This is a genomic window from Altererythrobacter rubellus, assembly GCF_030284385.1.
Taxonomy (GTDB): Bacteria; Pseudomonadota; Alphaproteobacteria; order Sphingomonadales; family Sphingomonadaceae; genus Erythrobacter; species Erythrobacter rubellus.
The window spans coordinates 1,422,729-1,446,141 of record NZ_CP127221.1 but is presented as its reverse complement, the minus strand read 5'-3'; the positions used below and the strand labels follow the sequence as shown (position 1 = coordinate 1,446,141).

Annotated in this window: 25 protein-coding genes and 1 pseudogene; 4 read left to right on the top strand and 22 right to left on the bottom strand. The window is 57.8% G+C overall.

All coding sequences use genetic code 11. The features are described 5' to 3' along the window. Window positions 1–5: 5 nt before the first annotated feature. The 14 genes and pseudogenes from nuoI to QQX03_RS07245 form a co-directional block, all read right to left on the bottom strand. A complete protein-coding gene (gene nuoI, locus QQX03_RS07310; RefSeq protein ID WP_285975101.1) occupies window positions 6–494 on the bottom strand; it encodes an NADH-quinone oxidoreductase subunit NuoI in 489 nt (162 codons plus the stop codon). Next, a complete protein-coding gene (nuoH, locus tag QQX03_RS07305) occupies window positions 491–1,540 on the bottom strand; it encodes an NADH-quinone oxidoreductase subunit NuoH (RefSeq protein WP_285975100.1) in 1,050 nt (349 codons plus the stop codon). Before nuoH ends, nuoI begins: the two co-directional genes overlap by 4 nt. Beyond that, entirely contained in the window at window positions 1,537–3,552 is a 2,016-nt protein-coding gene (gene nuoG, locus QQX03_RS07300; RefSeq protein ID WP_285975099.1) for an NADH-quinone oxidoreductase subunit NuoG, read from the bottom strand. The genes nuoH and nuoG overlap by 4 nt, the downstream gene beginning before the upstream one ends. Beyond that, window positions 3,552–4,844 carry an NADH-quinone oxidoreductase subunit NuoF gene (nuoF, locus tag QQX03_RS07295; RefSeq protein ID WP_285975098.1) on the bottom strand — a complete coding sequence of 431 codons (1,293 nt, stop codon included), beginning with the start codon at window positions 4,842–4,844 and terminating at the stop codon, window positions 3,552–3,554. Before nuoF ends, nuoG begins: the two co-directional genes overlap by 1 nt. Beyond that, window positions 4,834–4,998, bottom strand: a complete 165-nt coding sequence (locus tag QQX03_RS07290) for a hypothetical protein (protein WP_285975097.1) — start codon at window positions 4,996–4,998, stop codon at window positions 4,834–4,836. The genes nuoF and QQX03_RS07290 overlap by 11 nt, the downstream gene beginning before the upstream one ends. Beyond that, window positions 4,985–5,167, bottom strand: a complete 183-nt coding sequence (locus QQX03_RS07285; protein WP_285975096.1) for a hypothetical protein — start codon at window positions 5,165–5,167, stop codon at window positions 4,985–4,987. The genes QQX03_RS07290 and QQX03_RS07285 overlap by 14 nt, the downstream gene beginning before the upstream one ends. Continuing rightward, window positions 5,164–5,331, bottom strand: coding sequence for a hypothetical protein (locus QQX03_RS07280; RefSeq protein WP_285975095.1), 168 nt, complete (start codon window positions 5,329–5,331; stop codon window positions 5,164–5,166). The genes QQX03_RS07285 and QQX03_RS07280 overlap by 4 nt, the downstream gene beginning before the upstream one ends. Then, window positions 5,328–5,996, bottom strand: coding sequence for an NADH-quinone oxidoreductase subunit NuoE (gene nuoE / locus QQX03_RS07275; RefSeq protein WP_285975094.1), 669 nt, complete (start codon window positions 5,994–5,996; stop codon window positions 5,328–5,330). The genes QQX03_RS07280 and nuoE overlap by 4 nt, the downstream gene beginning before the upstream one ends. Next, window positions 5,996–7,207, bottom strand: a complete 1,212-nt coding sequence (locus tag QQX03_RS07270; protein ID WP_285975093.1) for an NADH-quinone oxidoreductase subunit D — start codon at window positions 7,205–7,207, stop codon at window positions 5,996–5,998. The genes nuoE and QQX03_RS07270 overlap by 1 nt, the downstream gene beginning before the upstream one ends. A gap of 11 nt (window positions 7,208–7,218) precedes the next feature. Then, window positions 7,219–7,833 (bottom strand): annotated as a pseudogene (locus tag QQX03_RS07265) (NADH-quinone oxidoreductase subunit C); the annotation flags it as partial. Further along, entirely contained in the window at window positions 7,830–8,363 is a 534-nt protein-coding gene (locus QQX03_RS07260; protein ID WP_285976982.1) for a NuoB/complex I 20 kDa subunit family protein, read from the bottom strand. The pseudogene QQX03_RS07265 and the gene QQX03_RS07260, both read right to left, overlap by 4 nt. Window positions 8,364–8,431: 68 nt before the next feature. After that, window positions 8,432–8,806 (bottom strand): NADH-quinone oxidoreductase subunit A, encoded by a 375-nt coding sequence (locus QQX03_RS07255; protein WP_285976981.1) that lies wholly within the window; start codon window positions 8,804–8,806, stop codon window positions 8,432–8,434. Between the two features lie 117 nt (window positions 8,807–8,923). Then, window positions 8,924–10,159 (bottom strand): YncE family protein, encoded by a 1,236-nt coding sequence (locus tag QQX03_RS07250; protein ID WP_285975092.1) that lies wholly within the window; start codon window positions 10,157–10,159, stop codon window positions 8,924–8,926. After that, window positions 10,159–11,589 (bottom strand): coniferyl aldehyde dehydrogenase, encoded by a 1,431-nt coding sequence (locus tag QQX03_RS07245; protein WP_285975091.1) that lies wholly within the window; start codon window positions 11,587–11,589, stop codon window positions 10,159–10,161. Before QQX03_RS07245 ends, QQX03_RS07250 begins: the two co-directional genes overlap by 1 nt. Before the next feature lie 186 nt (window positions 11,590–11,775). Here QQX03_RS07245 and QQX03_RS07240 point away from each other — a divergent pair, with 186 nt between their 5' ends. Further along, window positions 11,776–12,972 carry a thiolase family protein gene (locus QQX03_RS07240; protein WP_285975090.1) on the top strand — a complete coding sequence of 399 codons (1,197 nt, stop codon included), beginning with the start codon at window positions 11,776–11,778 and terminating at the stop codon, window positions 12,970–12,972. Between the two features lie 181 nt (window positions 12,973–13,153). After that, a complete protein-coding gene (locus QQX03_RS07235; protein WP_285975089.1) occupies window positions 13,154–13,471 on the top strand; it encodes a hypothetical protein in 318 nt (105 codons plus the stop codon). A gap of 6 nt (window positions 13,472–13,477) precedes the next feature. Here the strand turns inward: QQX03_RS07235 and QQX03_RS07230 are convergent, their stop codons facing one another. After that, on the bottom strand, window positions 13,478–13,969 hold the full coding sequence (locus QQX03_RS07230; protein ID WP_285975088.1) for an SH3 domain-containing protein: 492 nt from the start codon (window positions 13,967–13,969) through the stop codon (window positions 13,478–13,480). 70 nt (window positions 13,970–14,039) lie between these two features. Between QQX03_RS07230 and QQX03_RS07225 the strand changes: the two genes are divergently transcribed. Further along, window positions 14,040–15,053, top strand: a complete 1,014-nt coding sequence (locus tag QQX03_RS07225; protein ID WP_285975087.1) for a 2-hydroxyacid dehydrogenase — start codon at window positions 14,040–14,042, stop codon at window positions 15,051–15,053. Between the two features lie 57 nt (window positions 15,054–15,110). Next, complete coding sequence (locus QQX03_RS07220; RefSeq protein ID WP_285975086.1) at window positions 15,111–15,455, top strand: nuclear transport factor 2 family protein; 345 nt, start codon at window positions 15,111–15,113, stop codon at window positions 15,453–15,455. 187 nt (window positions 15,456–15,642) lie between these two features. Here the strand turns inward: QQX03_RS07220 and QQX03_RS07215 are convergent, their stop codons facing one another. The 7 genes from QQX03_RS07215 to QQX03_RS07185 form a co-directional block, all read right to left on the bottom strand. After that, window positions 15,643–16,431: an enoyl-ACP reductase FabI gene (locus QQX03_RS07215; protein WP_285975085.1), complete on the bottom strand. Its 789-nt coding sequence runs from the start codon at window positions 16,429–16,431 to the stop codon at window positions 15,643–15,645. A 44-nt stretch (window positions 16,432–16,475) separates the two neighbouring features. Continuing rightward, a complete protein-coding gene (locus QQX03_RS07210; protein ID WP_285975084.1) occupies window positions 16,476–17,705 on the bottom strand; it encodes a beta-ketoacyl-ACP synthase II in 1,230 nt (409 codons plus the stop codon). A gap of 25 nt (window positions 17,706–17,730) precedes the next feature. Then, entirely contained in the window at window positions 17,731–18,240 is a 510-nt protein-coding gene (gene fabA / locus QQX03_RS07205) for a bifunctional 3-hydroxydecanoyl-ACP dehydratase/trans-2-decenoyl-ACP isomerase (protein ID WP_285975083.1), read from the bottom strand. A gap of 117 nt (window positions 18,241–18,357) precedes the next feature. Then, window positions 18,358–19,014, bottom strand: a complete 657-nt coding sequence (locus QQX03_RS07200; RefSeq protein WP_285975082.1) for a class I SAM-dependent methyltransferase — start codon at window positions 19,012–19,014, stop codon at window positions 18,358–18,360. Between the two features lie 59 nt (window positions 19,015–19,073). Continuing rightward, entirely contained in the window at window positions 19,074–20,201 is a 1,128-nt protein-coding gene (gene prfB, locus QQX03_RS07195) for a peptide chain release factor 2 (protein WP_285975081.1), read from the bottom strand. A 92-nt stretch (window positions 20,202–20,293) separates the two neighbouring features. Further along, window positions 20,294–20,827: a peroxiredoxin gene (locus tag QQX03_RS07190; RefSeq protein ID WP_285975080.1), complete on the bottom strand. Its 534-nt coding sequence runs from the start codon at window positions 20,825–20,827 to the stop codon at window positions 20,294–20,296. A gap of 62 nt (window positions 20,828–20,889) precedes the next feature. Beyond that, complete coding sequence (locus QQX03_RS07185; protein ID WP_285975079.1) at window positions 20,890–23,394, bottom strand: penicillin-binding protein 1A; 2,505 nt, start codon at window positions 23,392–23,394, stop codon at window positions 20,890–20,892. Window positions 23,395–23,413: the final 19 nt, after the last annotated feature.

Genomic DNA, 23,413 nt, shown 5'->3' with positions numbered 1-23,413 from the left:
GGCGGTTAGCGATACGGCGCATCGGCTTCAAGGTTCGCGGCAATTGCACGTTCCCACTTGTCCCCGTTGGCCAGCAGCTTCGCCTTGTCGTAGAGCAGCTCCTCACGTGTTTCGGTGGCGTATTCGAAGTTCGGACCTTCAACGATCGCATCCACCGGGCAGGCTTCCTGACAGAAGCCGCAGTAGATGCATTTCGTCATGTCGATGTCATAGCGCGTGGTGCGGCGGCTGCCATCGTCACGCGGCTCGCTCTCGATGGTGATCGCTTGCGCCGGGCATACCGCTTCGCACAGCTTGCACGCGATGCAGCGTTCCTCGCCATTGGGATAACGGCGTAGCGCATGCTCCCCGCGGAAACGCGGAGAAAGCGCGTTCTTCTCGAACGGATAGTTGATCGTGAACTTAGGCTTGAAGAAATACTTCAGCGTCAGCGCATGCGCCTTCAGGAATTCCCAAAGGGTAAAACTTTTGATGAGATGTGTGACGGTGCTCATTTTGCAAAATGCCCCGTAGCCATGAGGTAGCCGGAAATGACCGCAACAAAGATCAGGCTCATCGGCAGGAAGACTTTCCAGCCCAGACGCATCAATTGGTCATAGCGGAAGCGCGGAACGGTAGCCCAAATCCAGCTGAACAGGAAGAAGAAGAGCAGGGTCTTGCCCAGCAGCCAGATGATGCCTGGCACCGCATAGAGCGGCGCCCACTCAACCGGCGGCAGCCAGCCACCCATGAACAGGATCGCGCAGAGCATGCACATCAACAGGATGTTGGCATATTCGCCAAGCCAGAACAGCGCGAAGCTCATAGAGCTGTATTCGGTCTGGAAACCGGCGACGAGCTCTGACTCGGCCTCGGTCAGGTCAAACGGTGCGCGTGCGGTTTCCGCCAGACAGCTGATGAAGAACACCACGAACATCGGGAACAGCAGCGGGTTAAAGAAGAACCCGTTGACGAAGCCGAGGCCGTGTCCGCGCTGTGCCTCGATAATACCGTTCAAGTTGAATGTGCCCGCCCACAGAACCACGCAGACCAGGATGAAGCCGATCGAAACTTCGTAGCTGATCATCTGTGCAGCGGCGCGCATTGCGGAGAAGAACGGATATTTCGAGTTCGATGCCCAGCCCGCCATCACCACGCCGTAAACACCCAGCGAACTGATCGCGAGAATGTAGAGTAGGCCGACATTGATGTCTGCCAGCACCATATGTGCGTCGAACGGAATCACCGCCCATGCGGCGAGCGCGACGGTAAAGGTCACGATCGGCGCGAGCAGGAAAATGCCCTTGTTCGCGGCGCTGGGGATGATGGTTTCCTGCAGGAATACCTTCAGGCCATCTGCAAAACTCTGCAGCAGGCCGAACGGGCCGACCACATTGGGCCCGCGCCGCATCATGACTGCGCCCAGCACCTTACGGTCCATATAGATGATCATCGCCACCGCGAGCATCACCGGGAATGCGATCAGCAGAATACCGCTGACCGTGGCAACGAACCACGCCCATTCGTAGCTCATGCCGAGGGATTGGAAGAATTCGGTCACTCTGCCGCTTCCTTCAGTTCATCACCGTGAAGCAGTTCTGCCGAGCATCGCTGCATCACCGCGCTCGCGCGGGCGATCGGGTTGGTCAGGTAGAAATCCTTGATCGGATAGGCCTCGATCACGCCTTCGACCTTCGCGCCGGATGGCGCAGCAGGTAGCGTGCCGTAATCGGCCAAGCCTTCTTCGCCCAGCGCAGGCACTTCGGCGATCATTACGCTTTGCAATTCGCCAACGCTGTCAAAGCCGACATTAACGCCTAGCGCATCGGCCAATGCGCGCAGAATTGTCCAGTCTTCGCGCGCATCACCCGGCGCGAACACGGCTTTCTCTGCGAACTGCACCCGGCCCTCTGTGTTAACGTAGGTGCCATCTTTCTCTGCGTAGCTCGCCGCGGGCAGGATGATGTCGGCCGCATGCGCGCCCTTGTCACCGTGGTGCCCGATATAGACCTTCAGGCTGTCCGCATAAGGCTCGAAATTCATCTCGTCCGCGCCGAGCGACAGGATCACCTTGGGCGAAGCCGCTGCAATGTCCTTCATGCCGCCCTTTTGCGCAAAGCCGAGCATCAGCCCGCCCATGCGTGCAGCAGAGAAGTGCAGCACGTTGAAACCGTTCCAGCCCTCGCGAACGACCTTCAACTGCTCAGCAGCCGCGAGGCCCGCATGGAGCGCACCCCTCGCCAGCGCCGCGCCGCCCATGATGATTGCGGGACGTTCTGCCTCGTGGAAATGCTCGACCAGATCGCTCGGCAGGTTCGACAGCACAGAGAGGTCCGCGCCCAGGAAGGTGGCGTGGAACGTCGTCTCCCACTCTGGGCCGATCACATAGACCTTCGCGCCGTTCTTCACCGCCTTGCGCAAGCGAACATTCACCGATGGCGCTTCCCAGCGCACGTGGCTGCCCACGATCAGGATTGCGTCGGCCGTTTCGATACCGGCCAGCGTTGAATTGAAATTCACTGCCGCAAGGTTCGACACGTCATAGTCCATGCCAGTCTGGCGACCTTCGACCAGGGTCGAACCGCAAGCTTTCAGCAGCGATTTCGCCGCAAACATCGTCTCACAATCGACCATGTCGCCTGCGACAGCCGCGATGGACGACTTCGCGCCTTTGAGCTGCTTGGCGATCGCTTTGAAGGCCTCTTCCCACGTCGCAGGCTTCAAACCGCCACGTTTGCGCATGAAGACCTTGTCCAAGCGCCGCTTGGTCAGGCCATCGACCTGATAGCGTGCCTTGTCCGAAATCCATTCTTCATTGACGTCGTCATTGATACGCGGAAGTGCGCGCATCACTTCGCGGCCACGGCTGTCGAGCCGGATATTCGCGCCAACGGCGTCAGAAACGTCGATGCTGAGCGTCTTCTTCAGCTCCCACGGGCGCGCTTCAAACGCATAGGGACGCGATGTGAGCGCACCCACCGGGCACAGGTCGATCACATTGGCGCTCATTTCATGCGCCGCCGCCTGCTCCAGATAGGTGGTGATCTGCATATCCTCGCCGCGATAGAGGGCGCCGATCTCGTCCACGCCCGCGATTTCCTCGCTGAAACGCACACAGCGGGTGCAGTGAATGCAGCGGGTCATGATCGTCTTGATCAATGGCCCCATATACTTCTCGGTGACGGCGCGCTTGTTTTCTTCGTAGCGCGAACCACCCCTGCCATAGGCCACCGCCTGATCTTGCAAATCGCATTCGCCGCCCTGATCGCAAATCGGGCAATCGAGCGGGTGATTGATAAGCAGGAACTCCATCACGCCTTCGCGCGCGGTCTTGACCATCGGCGTATCCGTGCGGATTTCCTGACCTTCGGCGGTCGGCAGCGCGCAAGAGGCCTGCGGCTTGGGCGGCCCGGGCTTCACTTCCACCAAGCACATCCGGCAGTTACCGGCGATACTTAAACGTTCGTGGTAACAGAAGCGCGGTATTTCCTTGCCCGCCATCTCGCACGCCTGCAGCACAGTCGTGCCCGCGGGAACCTCGATTTCCTGTCCGTCTACGGTGACCTTAGGCATTACTCAGCGGCCTCCTGGAACTTCGCATTATGCTCGTGGATCCGGCGCTCCAGCTCTGGGCGGAAATGGCGGATCAGACCCTGGATCGGCCATGCCGCTGCATCGCCCAGCGCGCAGATGGTGTGGCCTTCAACCTGTTTGGTGACCTGCTGCAGCATATCGATTTCCTCGATCGCTGCATCGCCGGTGCGCAGGCGCTCCATCATCCGCCACATCCAGCCTGTGCCCTCGCGACACGGGGTGCACTGGCCGCAGCTTTCGTGCTTGTAGAAATAGCTCAAGCGGCTGATTGCACCGACGATATCGGTCGATTTGTCCATGACGATAACGGCGGCCGTACCCAAGCCGGAGCCAAGTTCACGCAAACCGTCAAAGTCCATCGGTGCGTCCATAATTTCCTTCGCAGGAACCAATGGGACCGAGGAACCACCCGGAATCACCGCCAGCAAATTGTCCCAACCGCCAGTGATGCCGCCGCAATGCTTCTCAATCAGCTCCTTGAACGGAATGCTCATCGCTTCTTCGACCACGCAGGGCCTTTCGACATGCCCGCTGATCTGGAACAGCTTGGTGCCTTTGTTGTTCTCGCGCCCGAAGCTGTTGAACCAGCTTGCGCCGCGACGCAGGATCGTGGGCACTACCGCAATGCTTTCGACATTGTTGACCGTGGTCGGGCAGCCATAGAGGCCTGCGCCTGCCGGGAATGGCGGCTTCAGGCGCGGTTGACCCTTCTTGCCCTCAAGGCTTTCGATCATCGCGGTTTCTTCACCGCAGATATAGGCGCCCGCACCGCGATGCATGAATACATCGAAGTCATAGCCAGAGCCGCTGGCGTTTTTGCCGATAAGGCCCGCGTCATAGGCTTCGTCAACCGCCGCCTGCAGCGTTTCGGCTTCGCGGATATACTCGCCGCGAATGTAAATGTACGCCGCACGCGCGCGCATAGCGAAACCGGCAACCAGCGCGCCTTCGATCAGCTTGTGCGGATCGTGGCGGATGATCTCGCGGTCTTTGCACGAACCCGGCTCGGATTCGTCAGCATTGATGACGAGGAAGCTCGGACGACCGTCCTTGCTTTCCTTCGGCATGAAGGACCATTTGAGGCCGGTAGGGAAACCCGCCCCGCCCCGACCGCGCAGGCCGGAGTCCTTGATTTCCTCGATGATTGCTTCTTGCCCGCGCTCGAGCAGTTTCTTCGTATTGTCCCAATCGCCGCGCTTTTGCGCAGCAGGCAGGTTCCACGGCTGGAACCCGTAGACATTGGTAAAGATGCGATCCTTATCAGCCAGCATCGTCAGTCTTCTTCTGTTTAGTGATCAGTGCGGCCCCAATCGCGAGAAACGCCGCGCCCAAAGCGACCTGAGATGTCCCCATGAATACAGCGCCAAGGATAACCATAGCCGGTCCGCCTGCCTTCTCCATGCGCTTAGACTTACCGATCATCATGGGCACCCTTCTTGGCCGCGCGCAGCTGGCGCAGCGTCAGCACTTGAAACAACAGTCCGCCGCCCATCAGGATGATACCTACTTCGCGGCTGCCAGTCGCGGCGAGATACGCGCCCGCACCAAAGCCGACGAGACCAGCGATCATCAATGCCAGAACAGCCCCGTTCATGCCCGAGATGCCCTTATGTACCCGATCACAAAGAACGCGACGATAGCGACAACAACGCCAGTAACCTTGGCCCAAAGCGATTCAATACCCGCTTCCTGCAGGCCAAAACTGGCCAACATGCCGACAATCACTGCCAACACGGGTGTAATGTACTTACTGATCACCAATCCCCCCTGTAATCGTGGTTCTCGGTGACCATCTCTTTCAGATTACTTAGGGCGTTCGCAGGCTCTGACGTGTGGCGGCCGGGTTCTTGCGTGCCAGTTTTGGGCTGCTCACCCTTGGCCAGCGCATCGAGCACCGCATCGAGACGCTCTGGCGTCAAATCTTCGTAATTGTCATCATTGATCTGGACCATTGGCGCGGTCGCGCAATTGCCCATGCATTCAACCTCGGTTAGCGTCCAAAGGCCATCTTTGGACACTTGGCCCTTCTTCATGCCGCGTTTCTTGCAGGTCTCGAACAGGCCATCCGAGCCACGCAGCATGCACGGCGTCGTGCCGCAAACCTGCACGTGATATTTGCCGACCGGCTTCATATTGTACATGAAGTAAAAGGTCGCGACTTCGAGCACGCGGATCACCGGCATGTCGAGATAGTCGGCGACATATTCGATCACCGGCAGCGGCAGCCAGCCCTGCGTATCGGTTTCTTCGCCAACCTGACGCTGAGCCAGATCGAGCAGCGGCATCACCGCCGATTTCTGGCGACCTTCCGGATACTTCGCGATGTGCCAATCAGCTTTCTTGCGGTTTGCGTCGGTGAAAGAGAAATTGCCCCAGCGCTCACGCAGTTCGGGGTTGTCGGGTGCGGGAGTACGGTCAGCCATTAGCGGTCACACTCCCCGAATACGACATCGATTGCGCCGAGAATGGCGGTCGCGTCAGGCAGCATGTGGCCCTTGCTCATGAAGTCCATTGCCTGCAGGTGCGAGAATGCCGTCGGGCGGATCTTGCAGCGGTATGGCCGATTAGTGCCATCGCTGACGAGATAAACGCCGAACTCGCCCTTCGGGCTTTCGGTCGCGACATAAACTTCGCCTTCGGGCACATGGAAGCCCTCTGTATAGAGCTTGAAGTGGTGGATAAGCGCTTCCATCGATTGCTTCATCTCGCCGCGCTTCGGCGGTGAAACCTTGCCGTCATCGCTCGCAATCGGCCCCTCGGGCATATCTGCGAGACATTGCTTGATGATCTTGGCGCTTTCGTAAATCTCCTTCACGCGCACCATGAAGCGGTCATAGCAATCCGAATTGGTGCCGACGGGAATGTCGAATTCCATCCGGTCATAGACATCATACGGCTGCGACTTGCGTAGATCCCACGGCACACCCGCCGCGCGGATCATCGGGCCGCTAAAGCCCCAGGCAATAGCGTCTTCGCGGCTGACCACGGCGATATCGACATTGCGCTGTTTGAAAATGCGGTTGTCCATCACCAGGCTCATTGCGTCTTCAAATAACGGGAAGAAACGCCCGTCGAGCCATTCGCCAATATCAACCAGCAGCTTTTCCGGCACATCCTGATGCACGCCACCCGGGCGGAACCATGCCATGTGCATCCGTGCGCCAGACGCGCGCTCGAAGAAGTTCAGGCAATCTTCGCGCAGATCCATGATCCACAGGTTCGGCGTGAACGCACCCACATCCAGTATGTGCGCGCCCATATTGAGCATGTGGTTGCAGATGCGGGTAAGCTCGGCAAACAGCACGCGCAGATATTGCGCCCGCTCCGGCACCTCCAGATTGATCAGCTTCTCGATTGCCAGAACGTAGCTGTATTCCTGTGCCAGTGGAGAGCAGTAATCGAGCCGGTCAAAATACGGCAGGGCCTGCAGATAGGTCTTGTGCTCGATCAGCTTCTCGGTGCCGCGGTGGAGCAGGCCGACATGCGGGTCGATCCGCTCGATCACTTCGCCGTCCAGCTCCATAACCATGCGCAGCACGCCGTGTGCCGCAGGGTGCTGAGGCCCGAAATTGATCGTGTAATTGGTGATGACTTCATCACCGGTGGTGGGCGACTGTTCGAGTTGGACGCTCATGATTTGCTCTCCTCTGCCTTTTCGTCGCCGGGCAGGACGTAATCCGATCCTTCCCATGGCGAGAGGAAATCAAACTGGCGCAGGTCTTGCGCAAGCTCGACCGGTTCGTAAACCACGCGCTTTTCCTCTTCGGAATAGCGCAGCTCGGTGTAGCCCGTCAGCGGGAAGTCTTTGCGGAACGGATGCCCTTCGAAACCGTAATCGGTCAGGATGCGGCGCAGGTCTGGATTGCCCGCAAAGGTCACGCCATAAAGGTCGAACACTTCGCGTTCCAGCCAGCCAGCATTGGGCCATAGCGTGGTGATCGTTGGCACTGGCGTTGCATCGTCAGTCGACAGCTTCACCATCACGCGGTGGTTTTTCGTCAGCGATTGCAGCATGTAGACCACTTCGAAACGTTCAGCACGCTCAGGGTAATCGACGCCCGCGATTTCCATCATCTGCTGATATTCGTGGTCGTCGCGCAGCAGCCGGAGCGCGATTTCAATCGCATCACGTTTTACCGTGATCACGATCTCGCCATGCTCTTCCTTTGAAGCAAGCACCATATCGCCCAGCGCCACGACCAGAGCATCGCGTACGCCTTCATTGCTGGCGAATTTGGGAGCGGAATGTACCACGATCATCGCTCAATCGTCCCTGCGCGGCGGATTTTCCGCTGCAACTGCATCACGCCATAGAGCAGCGCCTCTGCGGTTGGCGGGCAGCCCGGCACATAGATATCGACCGGCACAATCCGGTCACACCCGCGAACGACGCTGTAGGAATAGTGGTAATAGCCCCCGCCATTGGCGCAGCTACCCATGCTGATCACATATTTCGGATCAGACATCTGATCGTAAACTTTACGCAGTGCAGGCGCCATCTTGTTGCACAGCGTGCCCGCGACTATCATCAGGTCTGACTGGCGCGGGGATGCGCGCGGCGCAGCGCCGAAACGCTCCATGTCATAGCGCGGCATATTCGCGTGGATCATCTCCACCGCGCAACACGCCAGGCCGAATGTCATCCACCACAGCGAACCAGTGCGTGCCCATTGGAACACGTCCTCGGTCGAGGCTACCAGGAAGCCCTTGTCATTTACCTCGGTTTGCAGCGCCTCGAAGTAATCCTTGTCAGGCGTGCGTACCTCGCCGCCCTTGGCCGTTGGCATCATGGCAGCCGCTTCAGCCGCGCTGATCGGCGCGGTTGGCGGCGTGATAATCGTGCTGTTGCTAGAAGTGCTCATTCCCAGTCCAGAGCTCCCTTCTTCCACTCATAGGCGAGGCCTATCGCCAGAATGCCAAGAAATACCATCATGCCGATCCAACCGGTCCAACCGGTTTCACCCAGGCTTACCGCCCATGGGAACAGGAAGGCCGCTTCCAAATCGAAGATGATGAAGCTGATTGCGACGAGATAAAAGCGAACGTCAAACTGGCTGCGCGCGTCATCAAACGCAGGAAATCCGCATTCATATTCGCTCAGCTTCTCCGCATCGGGATTGTGTGCCCCGGTCAGACGCGAAACGCCCATGGGCAGGAACACAAACGCCACGGACAATCCGAGCGCGATGAAGATGAAGATCAGTATCGGCAGATACTGTGAAAGATCGACCACAATGAATCCCGTCGCTGCAAAGTCGCGCTCGCCTCTAAGCCCCACGCAGCGAAGGTGCAAGGGCGGGAATCGTGTAATTCATAGCACTTGCGTTGCGTATCGGTAAAACTGTGGGGATTACTGCGCCGGGGATGCGAGCGGCAGGCGACGGATTTGAGTAGGCAGTGCCTCCATGCCTTCTTTCAACTCGCCTTCGATATAGCGGTCCCACTGACCATTGCCGACGTAGATCAAGGCATCGCTGTCGATGCTGCCGGACAATAGCTCGGTCCACTCCGAATGCGCCTGTTCAAGCACACGATGGCTGATTACGCGCGTGCCGTCCTCGGATAGTTCGAAGGCGGAGATGCGCATCGGCGATGTACCGTTTTGCACCGCGATCAATTTGCTTCCGTAGCGCCACAACCCATCGACCCCATCAAGGATAACCGGGATATCGCTCGCGAGCCGCGAAACGTCGCGCGTTTCCAGATCGATAATCGCAATGCCATAGCGATAATCGCTGACGAAGAGCTTTGTGTTGTCTTCGCTGGTCGCGAGACCTTGCGGGGAACGAAATGTCCCGGAGGAGACTAGTGTCTGGAGTTCCTCGTCATCTGCGGTCGCCGTGTAAACACCACCACCTTGCGGGTCACCGGCGAACAGCTTGCCATCGGCCGCCATATGTTCCGATACCGTGGCGCCGTCTGGAGCCTCAATGTAGATCGTACTGTCGAGATTACCCGTAAGTCCCATCAGGCCGGTGAATAGGGCTCGCACGTCTTTCGAACCATCGATGTTTTCCAACGCAACCCATCCAACCCTGTGATCTGCGTCTGTTGCAAGACCTGACAGGTCATTTGCCTTCGGTAATGTCAGAGCAATCCAATTTCCGACCGGTCCAGGGCCATAAAGAGATTTCTCGCTTACCGAAGTCACCACTACACCCTCGCCATTTGCAAGGGGCGTAACATCTTCTACCAAACCCGCCTCGGCCGGAGCGGTCGCCACAACCTCGCTCGCTTCAATTACTTCGGCTTCGCCGCGCAAGCGCTCCGCAATGCGTCCCGGATCAACGCCTTCAAGCAGCCTCGGGATTTGCTCCTGCGCGACATCGCTGAACACATAGCCGCGCTCATAGAGCCACTCGAGTACCCGCATGACTTTCTCGACCTCACCCGCCGCGAGCAACGGCTGAAGCATGCGCAGCCGCACCGTCCCGCTATCGGGAAAATCGCGTGCGAGCTGCTCCAAGCCCTCCATATCCCGGATCTGGCCGGTGGCCTCGTCAACCGGGCGCCATTCGTGTCCCTCCCCTGCCAAAGCAGGTGCCGCTAGACCGAGCGTGATTGCTGCAACAAACGTGCGCAGCATCACTTCATCATTTGGGCAATGGCCTTGTCTGTTGCCTTACCATAAGGCGGCTTGAACCCGCCTAGCTTGGCAATATCGATCTTGGGTTGGTGATAGACTGCACGGGCGTGGCTGAATTCACGGAAGCCCTCGATCGCATGGTAACTGCCCATGCCCGATGGTCCTACCCCGCCGAACGGAAGGTCCTCCATGGAAACGTGGAAGATCACGTCATTGGTCGTCACACCGCCGGAGATCGTTTTAGTGAGCACGCGTTCCTGCTCCGCCTTGTCCTGGCCGAAGTAATATAGACCCAGCGGGCGATCATGCTCGTTCACATAATCAACCGCCTCGTCGATCTGGCTGTAGGTCTTGACTGGCAGCAGCGGACCGAAAATCTCTTCCTGCATCACTGCCATTTCATCTGTGACATTGCGTAGAATGTTGAGCGGCATTTTGCGCTGATTCGCGTTGGAGAAATCTTCCCCACCCGGATTGACTTCGATCACATCTGCACCCTTGTCGCGCGCATCCTCAACCAGTCCTTGCAAACGTTCGAAATGACGGTCGCTTACGATCGAAGCGTAGTCATCATTCTCAAGCAGCGTCGGATACATGTTGTGCACACCCTGGGTGACGCCTGCGATAGCCTCTTCTTCCTTGTCATGAGGGACATACATGTAATCAGGTGAGAGGCAGATCTGGCCAGCATTCATCATCTTGCCCAGCGCAATACGTTCACCAGCTTTGGCAAAATCTGCGCTGCGCCCCATGAACACGGGCGATTTGCCGCCTAGCTCAAGCGTTACCGGCACCAGATTGGCAGAAGCTGCCTCCATCACGCGGCGGCCGGTTGGCGTCGAGCCTGTGAAAACAAGGTGATCAAATGGGAGCGACGAGAACGCGGCGGCCACTTCCGGACCACCGGTGATCACTGCCAGCTCATCCTCGGTGAAATACTCCTTCACCAATTCTTTCATCAGCAGTGAGGTACGCTCGGTAAATTCGCTCGGCTTGATCATAGCGCGGTTGCCCGCGGCAAATACCTGCATCAGCGGAGCGAAGGCCAGATTGACCGGGAAATTCCACGGGCTCAGGATGCCAATTACACCCTTTGGCTCATAACGCACTTCGGCTTTCGCGCCGAGGAGACCCAATGGGAATTGCACCGGACGTTTCTCGACGCGCGCCCATTTGTCCATATTCTTCAGCGCATGCTTGCCTGCGCCAACTGTCGCTGCAATGTCTGTGATCATCGACTGTTGGATGCTTCGGCTACCGAAATCTGCGCTCATGGTTTTGGCCAGATCTTCGCCATTCTCCTTGATCAGCGCCATAGCCCGCTTGATGCGGTCCTTGCGCATGCTCATCGGCTCTGGACGCGACTGAGTGAATGCAGATCGCTGCAGCTTGAGGATACGTTCCTGCTCTTGGCGAAGATCGTCAGCCATTATTCTCTCCCGGCTATTCTCTCAGCCCAACCGGGCCGATGCGTTTTCAATTGCTATCTTTATTCGCTTAGGCCGCCCGCCAACGCAAGCTAATACGTATTTCCGATAGCGTACGGTTTGCGTTTGCCGCATTGCAACATTAGATCGCAAAGTGATTCTTCTCCTCTCTCCAACGAGGAACATGACATGTCCCAGTTTTCCGCCACCGACCCCGTCGTCATCCTAAGCTACGCCCGCACACCGATGGGCGGCATGCAAGGCGCATTAGCCGATGTGTCTGCAACCGACCTCGGCGCAACTGCAGTCAAAGCGGCTGTCGAGCGCTCTGGTGTTGCTCCTGACAAATTTGACCGGTCCTATATAGGCTGCGTTCTGCCGGCTGGTCTGGGTCAGGCCCCTGCCCGTCAAGCAACCCTGAAAGCAGGTCTGCCAAGGTCGGTGCAGGCTACCACGGTCAATAAAGTATGCGGCAGCGGGATGCAGACCGTGATCATGGGTGCAGAAGCGCTGGCCAGTGGTACAATCGATTATGTCATCGCTGGCGGCATGGAGAGCATGACCAACGCTCCGTATTTGCTGCAAAAGCACCGCTCGGGCGCACGCATCGGTCATGACACCGCGTATGACCACATGTTCCTGGATGGCTTGGAAGATGCCTATGACGCGGGCCGCGCAATGGGCACCTTCGCTCAGGATACTGCAGACGAGTACCAGCTGACCCGCGAAGACATGGACGGCTATTCAATTGAATCGCTCCGCCGCGCGAACGAAGCGATTGCATCAGGCGCATTCGCTGATGAAGTTGTCCCGGTCACTTTCGCCACCCGCAAAGGCGAAGTAACCGTCGACACGGACGAACAGCCTGGCCGCGGTATGCCGGAGAAAATCCCGACGCTGCGCCCCGCGTTTGCCAAGGACGGCACGATCACGGCGGCTACCTCCAGCTCGATCTCAGACGGCGCTGCTGCAGTTGTTCTCACTCGTGAAAGCGTGGCCAAGGAAAACGGGCAGGAGCCAGTGGCAAAGATCGTGGCGCTCGCTGCTCACGCGCAAGAGCCGAAGGACTTCACCGTCGCTCCGGTTGGCGCGATCACCAAAGTGCTTGAGCGCGCTGGCTGGACAACCGACGATGTTGACCTGTGGGAAGTCAACGAAGCCTTCGCATGCGTCGCCATGTTCGCGATGCGCGACATCGGCATCCCGCATGAGAAGATCAATGTGAACGGCGGCGCAACTGCGCTTGGCCACCCGATCGGTGCATCGGGCACACGTATTATCGTAACGCTGCTTAATGCGCTTAAGAAGCAGGGCAAAAAACGTGGTGTTGCCTCGCTCTGCATTGGCGGCGGTGAAGCAACAGCTATCGCCATTGAGCTCGCATAACCCCGGCTCTTTTGCCCACGACAGGAACTATGGTATCCCCTCGATCACAACATGTGATCGGGGGGATTTCATTATGAAAATTGCAATTTCTATCGTCGCCATGACCGCACTCACCGCCTGCGAACAAGCGGCGGCGCCTGCCCCTGAACCAGACGCGTAACAACAAGCTGAAGCTGCATCGGTGCAGCCCGGGCTTTACTCCGTTGGTGACGACACGACAGTCTACGGCACCACTCGTCTTAACGAAGATGGGACCTATTTTGATTACGGCGAGAATGAGGAAGTTGTTGGTGGTGGTACTTGGCGCACTGCCGAGGATGAACTTTGCTTTGACCCAGAAGGGGAAGGCGATGAAGAGCAGGAACGCTGCTGGACCAATGAACCGGCCGGCGAAGATGGCAGCTTCCGCACCACACGCGATGATGGCTCGCAAAGCTATGTCGTAACCTCAATTGCGGAAGAGACCGATAGCAGCAGCGAGACAATTGCGGCTGAATAGCGCGGTTTAGGGCGCTCCGGTTCCCCAGAGCCGGCTTTCCGGAGCCCAGCCAGCGCGTCCTTCAACATCAAACTCGCACCAGCCTGATTCGCAGGCACCAAGTTTGCCGACCACACCCGGTTCGACATTCCATTTGAGATTGGCTTGGTCGGAAGCCGCGTCGTGCATCGCGACAAGGCCTTCGCCAATCACCAGCGCTGTTCGCTCTCGGCTCAACAAGCTTGAGGCCATCCAGCCCCGCGTACCGTCTGGGTCTTCAACCAGGCGCCAACTTTCCTGCACACGGACAACCTTAATCGGCAGACCGCGTCGCTTGTAGACCCACTGGATCGGAAAATCGCGGCTTGGCCCTACCCGCATCCGCACTTCGGATGATGCGATTGAGGCCCAATACGGCACTTCGTTATCCTGCGCGACAGTCGGACTGAATGCACCCAGCCCAATTGTGAACACAAGAATGGACAGAAGCCAGCGCATGCCGATTCCATACAGCCTCATTGCTCTTCGCTTCAAGATGAAACGGATCACCACTTGACCCTTTGCCACTGCTACGATTAGCGCCGCATACATGTCTAGCGATCCCAGTAAACCGATCAAACCAATCGATCACACTCCGCGTGTGATCGTAACGCGCCATTTGATGCCCTCGGTTGAGACACGGATGGGTGAATTGTTTGAAGCCGAGTTCAACAGTAGCGACACACCCTTGACCCGCGAACAACTGATTTCGGCAATGCAAAGAGCGGATGTTCTGGTGCCAGCAGTCACAGACCGGATTGATGCCGATATGATCGCGCAGGCTGGCGATCAATTGAAGCTGATCGCTAGTTTCGGTTCGGGCACGGATCATATTGACCTTGAGGCCGCTCGGGCGGCCAAGATCATTGTAACCAATACCCCCGGCGTTTTCACGGATGATACCGCCGATATAGCTATGGCCGGGATCATCGGTGTCCCAAGGCGAATCCGCGAAGGCGTTGGCCTGGTGCGCAGCGGCAAATGGACCGGATGGGCGCCATCCGGCATGCTTGGCCGCAAGCTGGGCGGCAAAGTGCTTGGGATAATCGGCATGGGCCGGATTGGACAGGCAGTTGCGCACCGTGCGCGCGCCTTTGGCATGGAAATCGCCTATTACAATCGCAAACCCATGCCCGAAGCTGTCGAGCGCATGCTGGCCGCACGTTATGTGCCGGATATAGATACACTGGTCGCCGAAGCGGATATCCTGACCCTGCATTGCCCGATGACAGAGGACACGCGCGGTATGATCGATGCCAGGCGCATCGCGATGATGAAACCGGGCTCCTCGATCATCAACACTGCGCGCGGTGAACTGATCGATCAGGAGGCACTGATATCAGCACTGGAAAGCGGGCATCTGGCTGGGGCAGGACTCGATGTGTACCCCGATGAGCCCAATGTTGATCGGCGCTTGCTCAAGATCCCCAACGTTATGACATTGCCGCATATTGGCAGCGCAACCGCTGAAGGTCGCGAAGCTTCCGGTGAGAAGGTCATTGCTAATATCCGCTTCTGGATGGACGGACACCGCCCCCCGGATCAGGTGCTAATCGGCTTATAAATGTCGCTTGTGCGTTTCGTGCTTGCGTTGGCGTGTTAGTCAATGAGGACACGGCTCATGGACGAATTTACCGCACAGATTGAAGCGCTCGATCACCAATTCATGCGCAGCTGGATGAACCGCGATCGCAATGGCATGAAATCGCTCGCCACTGGCGATTTTGTGTTCCTGCTGGGCGCACAGACTTCCGCGATTCTGGACCGGCCCAGCTGGCTGGAAGCGGCAACCACGCGTTTTCAGCTGTCTGCATATCGTTTCAAGGACCTGTACGTCCGCCGTCATAAGAAGATGGCGGTCTTTGCAGCGCGCATGTCGGTCGAAGCACGCATCGGCACAGAAAAGCTGGAAGGTGACGTGTGGATTACGGACCTTTGGCAGCGAGGCCGCCTGCGCCGCAAATAAAAGCTGGTTGAACCCACCATGTCACGCCCGGATACAAACGAGAACTTGCCGAGCCTCATCCGCGAAATGCAGCTCTGGCGGTAAGCGGCCAAAGCGATCTCTTCAAACGAGATCAATCTCGGCCAGCTCCCGAGTTTCCATCAAATCAATATCGAATGGCCAACCCCGAAAAGCGGGGGCCAATTGCCTAAAGATTTTCGGCTTGCGGCATTCCCAGAACATGGAAACCGCCGTCGACCCGGATGTTTTCGCCCGTTGTGCAGGCTCCCGCGTCTGAACACAGATAAACAGCTGTTCCGCCTACCGCTTCCAGCGTCGCATTGCTTCGTAGCGGTGCATTGGCATCGGTGTGCTTGAATGTCCGCCTTGCGCCGCCAATAGCCGACCCAGCCAATGTTTTCATGGGCCCAGGGCTGATCACATTGACCCGAATGCCCTCTGGGCCAAGATCGTTGGCCAAATAACGCGCTGCCGCTTCCAGCGCTGCCTTGGCAACACCCATAACGTTGTAATTCGGTGTGACACGGTTGGATCCCATGTAACTCAGCGTCAACAGGGTGCCGCCATGCTCGGCCATCATGGGGTGCGCGCGGCGCGCCACTTCGATGAAGCTGTAAGCAGATATGTCGAGCGAGTTCTTGAAATTCGCGCGGGTGGTATCGAGGATGCGTCCGGTCAATTCAGATTTGTCAGAATAGGCGATCGCATGGATCACGAAATCCAGACGGTCCCAGCGCTTTTGCAGCGCCTCGAATGCTGCATCAAGAGACGCGTCGTCGGTAACGTCAACGTCGAGCATGATGTCGGAACCCAGGCTTTCTGCAAGTGGCGCCAACCGCTTGCCAAACGCTTCGCCCTGATAAGTAAAGGCCAGGTCTGCCCCGGCTTCGGCGCAAGCCTTGGCAATGCCCCATGCGATCGACCGATCGTTGGCGACGCCCATCACGAGGCCACGATTTCCGTCAAGCACACCCATGTCCAATACCTCCGCCTTCGGGTTCCAAAACCCTCGCTAGAATTCTAACCGTGGAACTTCGATAGCAGCATCGAACCATTCGTGCCGCCAAATCCGAATGAATTGGTCATCACCGTATCGAGCCCAGCGTTCTCAACCAGTTCAGTAGCAATTTCCTCCGGCTTAAGCGCGGGATCGAGTGTTTCTACATTGATCGACGGGATGATGAAGTCGTTCTCCAGTGCGAGCAGGCAATAGGCCGCTTCTTGTGCACCCGTCGCGCCCTGACTGTGGCCCGTCATCGATTTGGTAGAGCTGACCGGCGGAGTTGAGCCTTCTCCGAAGACCCGCCGCACCGCTTCAATTTCGCCCACATCGCCAACCGGCGTCGAAGTTCCATGTGCGTTGATGTAGCTTACCTTGCGATCTTCACTAAGCGTTCTGAGCGCACCCCGCATCGCGCGTTCGCCGCCCTCGCCCGAAGGTGCGACCATGTCTGCACCGTCCGACGTAGCGCCGAAACCGGTCACTTCAGCGTAGATTTTCGCGCCGCGCGCCTGCGCATGTTCAAGGCTTTCCAACACCAGGATGGCGCCGCCGCCGCCGATCACAAAACCATCGCGATCGGCATCAAAGGCACGCGAAGCACGCTCTGGAGTGTCGTTATATTTGCTCGACATGGCGCCCATCGCATCGAACAGGCACGACAACGTCCAGTCCAGTTCCTCTCCGCCGCCGCCAAACATCACATCCTGCTGGCCCAGCGCGATCTGCTGCGCAGCCATGCCGATGCAGTGCAACGACGTGGAGCACGCGGATGTAATCGAGAAATTCATGCCCTTGATCTGATAGGCCGTCGCCAGATTGGCGCTGACCGTAGAAGACATGGTTTTCGGTACGGCAAACGGGCCGATACGCTTCGTCGCTCCGGTGCTCAGCACCGACTGATGCGCCGCGAACATCGCCGAAGTTGACGGACCGCCCGAACCGGCAATCACGCCGGTCATCGGATTGATCACGTCCTTTTCCTCAAGACCAGCGTCGGCAATTGCCTGACCCATGGCGATATGTGCATAGGCCGCTCCCGGGCCCATGAAGCGAAGCGTGCGCTTGTCCACATGCTCGGTCAGATCAAGGTCAATCGCCCCGGCAACCTGCGAACGGAAGCCGTGCTCGGCCATGTCCTCATTAAATGAAATGCCGGATTTGCCCGCCTTCAATGCGGACAGCACCTCGGCAGCATTATTGCCAATCGAGGATACGATCCCCAGCCCTGTTATGACGACGCGACGCATGTGATCCTTTCTGCCTCTGGCCCGATCAGGCTTCAGAGAGAGCAACTTTCATATCTTTTACTTGATAGATGGTCTCACCATCGGCTTCGACGCGTCCATCAGCGACCCCCATGGTCAAACGGCGGGTTTGAACAGCCTTGGTAAAGTCGACGTAATAGGTGAGCATCTTTCGGTCAGGCCGCACCATGCCGGTCAGCTTCACTTCACCCACACCAAGCGCATAGCCGCGCCCTTTCCAACCGCGCCATCCAAGGTTGAAGCCTGTCAGCTGCCAAAGTCCATCCAGCCCCAAACAGCCTGGCATGATCGGGTTTCCGGGAAAGTGACAATCGAAGAACCAAAGCTCTGGTGTGATATCAAATTCTGCCACCACATGACCTTTGCCATCAAGGCCGCCTTCGCCGGAGATTTGGGTGATCCGGTCCATCATCAGCATTGGTGGGGCCGGCAATTGTGCATTGCCTGGACCAAACAACTCACCGCGTGAGCATTTCAACAGATCTTCTTTGTCAAAACTGGTTGGAAAATCGGTCATCCGCGGCGGTACTCCTCACCTATTGCCCCAAGAGTGATTGCAGCGCCTAGCACCCTGCTTTGCAGAGGAAAAGGGCGCGCTGATGCGTGATTGGTGATTGATCTCGCCGCGCGAAGCTTACTTGAGCGCGCAGCCGGTGATTTTGCCCTCAGCTGGCCGGGTGTCAGCCCGTTCAAATCGCGCAAAGTAGCCACGAATGTCAGGCTTCTCCAGAAACTCAACGAGCTGATAACCGACCGCTTCAAACTCGCAAGACAGAAGCAAAGGCGGAATGCCGTGCTGATCGGTGGGGCGATCGGTGTCGACCACAATCACCTGCCCGCCTTCTGCCAAAGCAGGCCAGAGCCGCCAAAGAAAGGCGTAAGGTTCGCTCACCTCGTGATACATATGGACCAAAAACACGCGGTCAAAACTGTCCGGTGGCAGTTGCGGATCATCCTCGCGCCCCAGCTTGATCGATACATTGTCGATACGCTCCCGCTCGACGCGCTCCCCGAGCCGGTCCAAAGCATCGCGGTCGATATCTTGTGCAAGGACGCGGCCATCCTCGCCAACCTTCTCGGCGAGGCGGACGGTGTAATACCCTTCACCTGCGCCGATATCGGCAACAGTCATTCCCACGCTGACCTCTGCCAGGTCCATCACCTTTTGCGCTTCACCGCGCTCGTCGCGCGCATCTTCGCTCGAGAATTCTGTTGAGCCAAGCCCGGATACTGGCCTGTCTGCCTCGGGAAATCTACGCGCGCTGTCCGGACGATCACCGGCTCCGCTCATTTGGTCGCACCCAGCAAGAGTCAGCGCGCAAACCAGCAAGAGGACGGCTCTGTTCAACACTATTCGACGTCTTCCACTTCAACAGTTTCGCCGGTCACCTGCTGCGCCAAAGCGGCGGAGATGAACTGATCCAGCTCTCCATCAAGCACTTTGTCAGGCGAACTTGAAGTCACGCCCGTGCGCAGGTCCTTCACCATTTGATACGGTTGCAAAACGTAAGATCGGATCTGGTGACCCCAACCAATATCGCTCTTTTCCTGATATTCGCCGCTTGCCGCTGCTTCGCGCTCTGCCATTTCACGCTCGAAAAGACGCGCCTTCAGCATGTTCATTGCGGTCGCACGGTTCTTGTGCTGGCTGCGATCATTCTGGCTAGCCACCACAATCCCGGTCGGTTGGTGCGTAATTCGAACGGCGCTGTCTGTGGTGTTGACGTGCTGGCCGCCTGCGCCCGACGCACGATAGGTGTCGATCTTCAAATCAGACGGATCGATCTCGATATCGATATCATCATCGATCACCGGGTAGACCCAGACAGAGCAGAAGCTTGTATGGCGTTTGGCTGCGCTGTCATAGGGACTGATCCGGACAAGGCGATGCACACCGCTTTCAGTCTTGGCGTAGCCATAGGCGCCTTCGCCCTTCAACAGCAGCGTTGCCGATTTGATGCCGGCCTGATCGCCAGACTGATATTCGACTGTTTCTACCTTGAAACCGCGCCGTTCAGCCCAACGGCCATACATGCGGAAAAGCATCTCCGCCCAATCCTGGCTCTCTGTTCCGCCAGCGCCGGCGTGGATCTCGAGATAAGTATCATTGCCGTCCGCTTCACCCGACAACAGCGCCTGAACCTTGTCCGCATCGGCCCGATCCGCCAGCTTCTCCAGGCTCTTGAGACCATCATTTACGATATCCTCTTCGCCCTCGGCTTCGCCCATCTCGATGAATTCGATCGCGTCCGCCATCTCGGCGGAAATCTCGTTGACTGTATTGACCGCGGTCTCAAGCGTCTTTTGCTCGCGGCTGAGCGCCTGCGCTTCCTTGGGATTGTCCCACAGCGTGGGGTCCTGCACGCGCGCGTTCAGCTCATCGAGCCGACGCAACGCAACGTCCCAGTCGAGCGATTGACGCACAAGAGCCAGCGCCGCTTTGATCCGGTCAATATTGGCCTGCCCTTCGGCACGCATAACAAATCCTTCGCACAATTAGGCGCACGCGATTAGCGCAACATATGTGATTGTAAAGCGATTGAGCCGCGCTGAACACGGCTATCTTGCACTCAGCTAGCGAGCATCCGCACCTCTTCAAGGGTTTTGCGCACGTGATCGCTGTAGTCCATGTCCGAGTGCACCATTACGATCTCGCCGCTTTGCGCGATGACATAGCTTGTGCGCGAAGTGACACCTGTGTCCTGACCATTTCGAACCAGTGCAACATCGTATGCTTCGACGATCCGCCGGCTGGCGACACCGACCGCAAAGGCGTCGCGGCATTCCTCAGTCGAGAAACGCTTCAGTGTTTCGATATCGTCATTGGATAGGCCGACCACCGTGGCACCCAGCGCCTTGAACTCGGGGATGGCCTCAGCAAAGGCATTTGCCTCCAGTGTGCATCCCTTGGTGAAAGCTTTGGGGTAAAAATAAAGGACCACTGGCCCCTTCGCGAGAGCGCTGCGCAGGTTGAAGCCATACTTCTGTCCCGCCAAAGCCGCCTGTGTCGTGAACAGAGGCGCTTGAGCGCCCGTGGGCAGATCAGCAGACGCCGGAACAGCCAGGCCAAGTGCCAAGGCAGCGGTGAGAACAAGTTTGCGCATAATGGTTTCCAGTTTCCCTATTCTTCACTCAAGCGTTCAAAGCGCGCCTTTGATCCCGGAGATCAATAGATTCCGCCTTGTTCTTCCACGAAGTCGCTGGGCTGGCCGTCGCTTGAAGAGAGGTTTGCGTCCGTGCCTCGGCGAATAAGCGCAAGCAATTCCTCGCGCAGCTCTGCGATCTGATCTTGGCGCGTTTCGCGCGGTGGTTCCGTGTGAGGCTTGAATGCTTCCCAGATTACCGTTGCTTGCGGGTCATCCGAAGGATCGCCATCGAAAACACGTTTGCCGCTCTTGCGATCGATACGGACCATGCGAATGCCTGCCGGTGCAACAGCAGGTTGATCACTCCATCGCTCACGTGTCTTTTGGACAAATTCCTTGAAGATCGGCGCGGCGGTATTGCCGCCCTGAACCCATCCACCCAGATTGCGCGGCTGGTCATGACCCACATAGACGCCGGCCACTATCTCTGGCGTGCCACCAACAAACCATGCGTTGGTCGGGCCGGATGTCGTGCCGGTCTTGCCAAACAATGGCAGATTGAGATCGCGCAATCGGGTGGCGGTGCCGCGTGTGACAACGCCTTCAAGCATATGAACAGTCTGGAACGCTGTACGTGCGTCCATTGCCTCTTCGCCCTTCAAGCCGAAACGCGGCATGGGCTGCCCGTCCCATTCGGACATATTGCAGCGATCGCAACGGCGGTTGTCCGCACGCCAGATGACCTCGCCTCGGCGGTTCTGGACATAGTCGATGACGGTCGGTTTGTTCAGCCGACCGTGATTGGCCAGCGCAGCATAGGCGTTGACCATTTTCTGAACAGTCGTGTCGCCTGCCCCCAGAGCAAAGGCAGGATAGGGTTCATAAGATCCGATCCCCAACCGTTCGAAAGTATTATTTACCTGCTCCATGCCCGCTTCCATCGCGATATGGATGGTCATCAGATTGCGTGATTGCTCCAGTCCCCAGCGCATGGTGTGCACACCGCCACCTTCACCACCGAAGTTTCGGAAGCATTTCTCGCCCAAATTTGAGCCTTGGTAGTAACAAAAGGTTTGGTCCGGAACTTCGCTGGCGGGGGTCATACCGTTATCAAGTCCAGTTGCGTACACGAACGGCTTGATAGTTGATCCCGGTTGTCGTTCCGCCTGCGTCGCGCGGTTGAAATCACTCAGGCGGAAATCAAACCCGCCTTGCATGGCAAGCATGCGTCCCGTCTGGACAGATTGCGCTAGAAATCCGCCCGATACCTCTGGCACCACGCCAATCCGAAAGCCGCTACCGGTTGGCCGGACCGCGACCACGTCACCCGCTTTCAGAGCAGGTGGCGGGCTGACGAGCGGTGCTTCATCACCACTAGCGAACCCGATTGTCGCAGAACTGCCGCTGCTTTTGGTGACAACGCCAATGCGCCAATCCTCATAGCGGATTCCCAGGAAGGAACTTTGCAACTGACTTGCCCAATTGCCTTGGCTGACATCGATAGTCGCGATTGGGCCGGCCCAGCCACGACTGCCATGGTAGCTGTTCAGGCCATTGCGCAATGCGTCACGCGCGGCTGTCTGCAACGCAGGGTCGAGCGATGTGCGCACCCAAAGACCACCGGCGTATACGCTATTCGGGCCGTCGTCCGCTGTCTCGCCAAAATCCGTAAGCAACTGGCGTCGCACTTCCTCCAGGAAATAACCCGCATCGACCGAGGGTAGGCTTCGCTGTGTGACCAGACCCAGCGGCTGGTCTTGCGCCGCACGCATTTCTTGAGCAGAGATGAATCCGTTATTCTCCATCTGGCTGAGGACAAAATTGCGGCGATCCATCGCCAGCTCGGCATTGCGCGCACGGCCATATCGCTCTGGCGCCTTTGGCAGGATCGCCAAGAATGCCATCTCGTGCAGCTCCAGGTCGGCAACATCTTTATCGAAATAAGCCTGTGCCGCGGCCTGTACTCCGAAACTGCGGCGGCCCAGCGGGATTTCATTGAGATAGAGTTCGAGAATTTCCTGTTTGGTGAGCACGCTCTCGATTCGTGTCGCCAGGATCATCTCTTTGAGCTTGCGAGTAACGGAATACTCGTCGCCAAGCAGCAGGTTCTTTGCGACCTGTTGAGTGATGGTAGAGCCTCCAACCGCGCGCTCGCCCGAGCTCAACTTGCTGACATAGTCGACAACCGCGCCTGCCGTGCCGGTCAGGTCCACCCCGCCGTGAGTGAAAAATGTCTTGTCCTCTGCAGCGAGATAAGCCTCGATCAATTGCTCAGGGAAATCCGCATATTGCAGCTGTACGCGCCGTTCACGGGCATAGGAATGGACAATCTCACCATCGATTCCGCGAACAACCGTCGGCAGGGGTGTCTCATAGTCAACCAGCCCTTCTGCATCGGGTAATCCGCGTGCTAGCAAGAACCATGATGCAATCAGCAGCAGGACGAACGCACCCAAGGCCGCCGCACCCCAGCGAAACAGGCGCTGCTGACGCCAGTTTTCCCTGAACCACGCGAGCGAGGCCAAGCTATCTCCTTGCAAACGCGCGCGGATGTAATCGAGGTCGAAGGTGAGTGCTTTGTTCATGGTCGGATCTTGTAGCTCG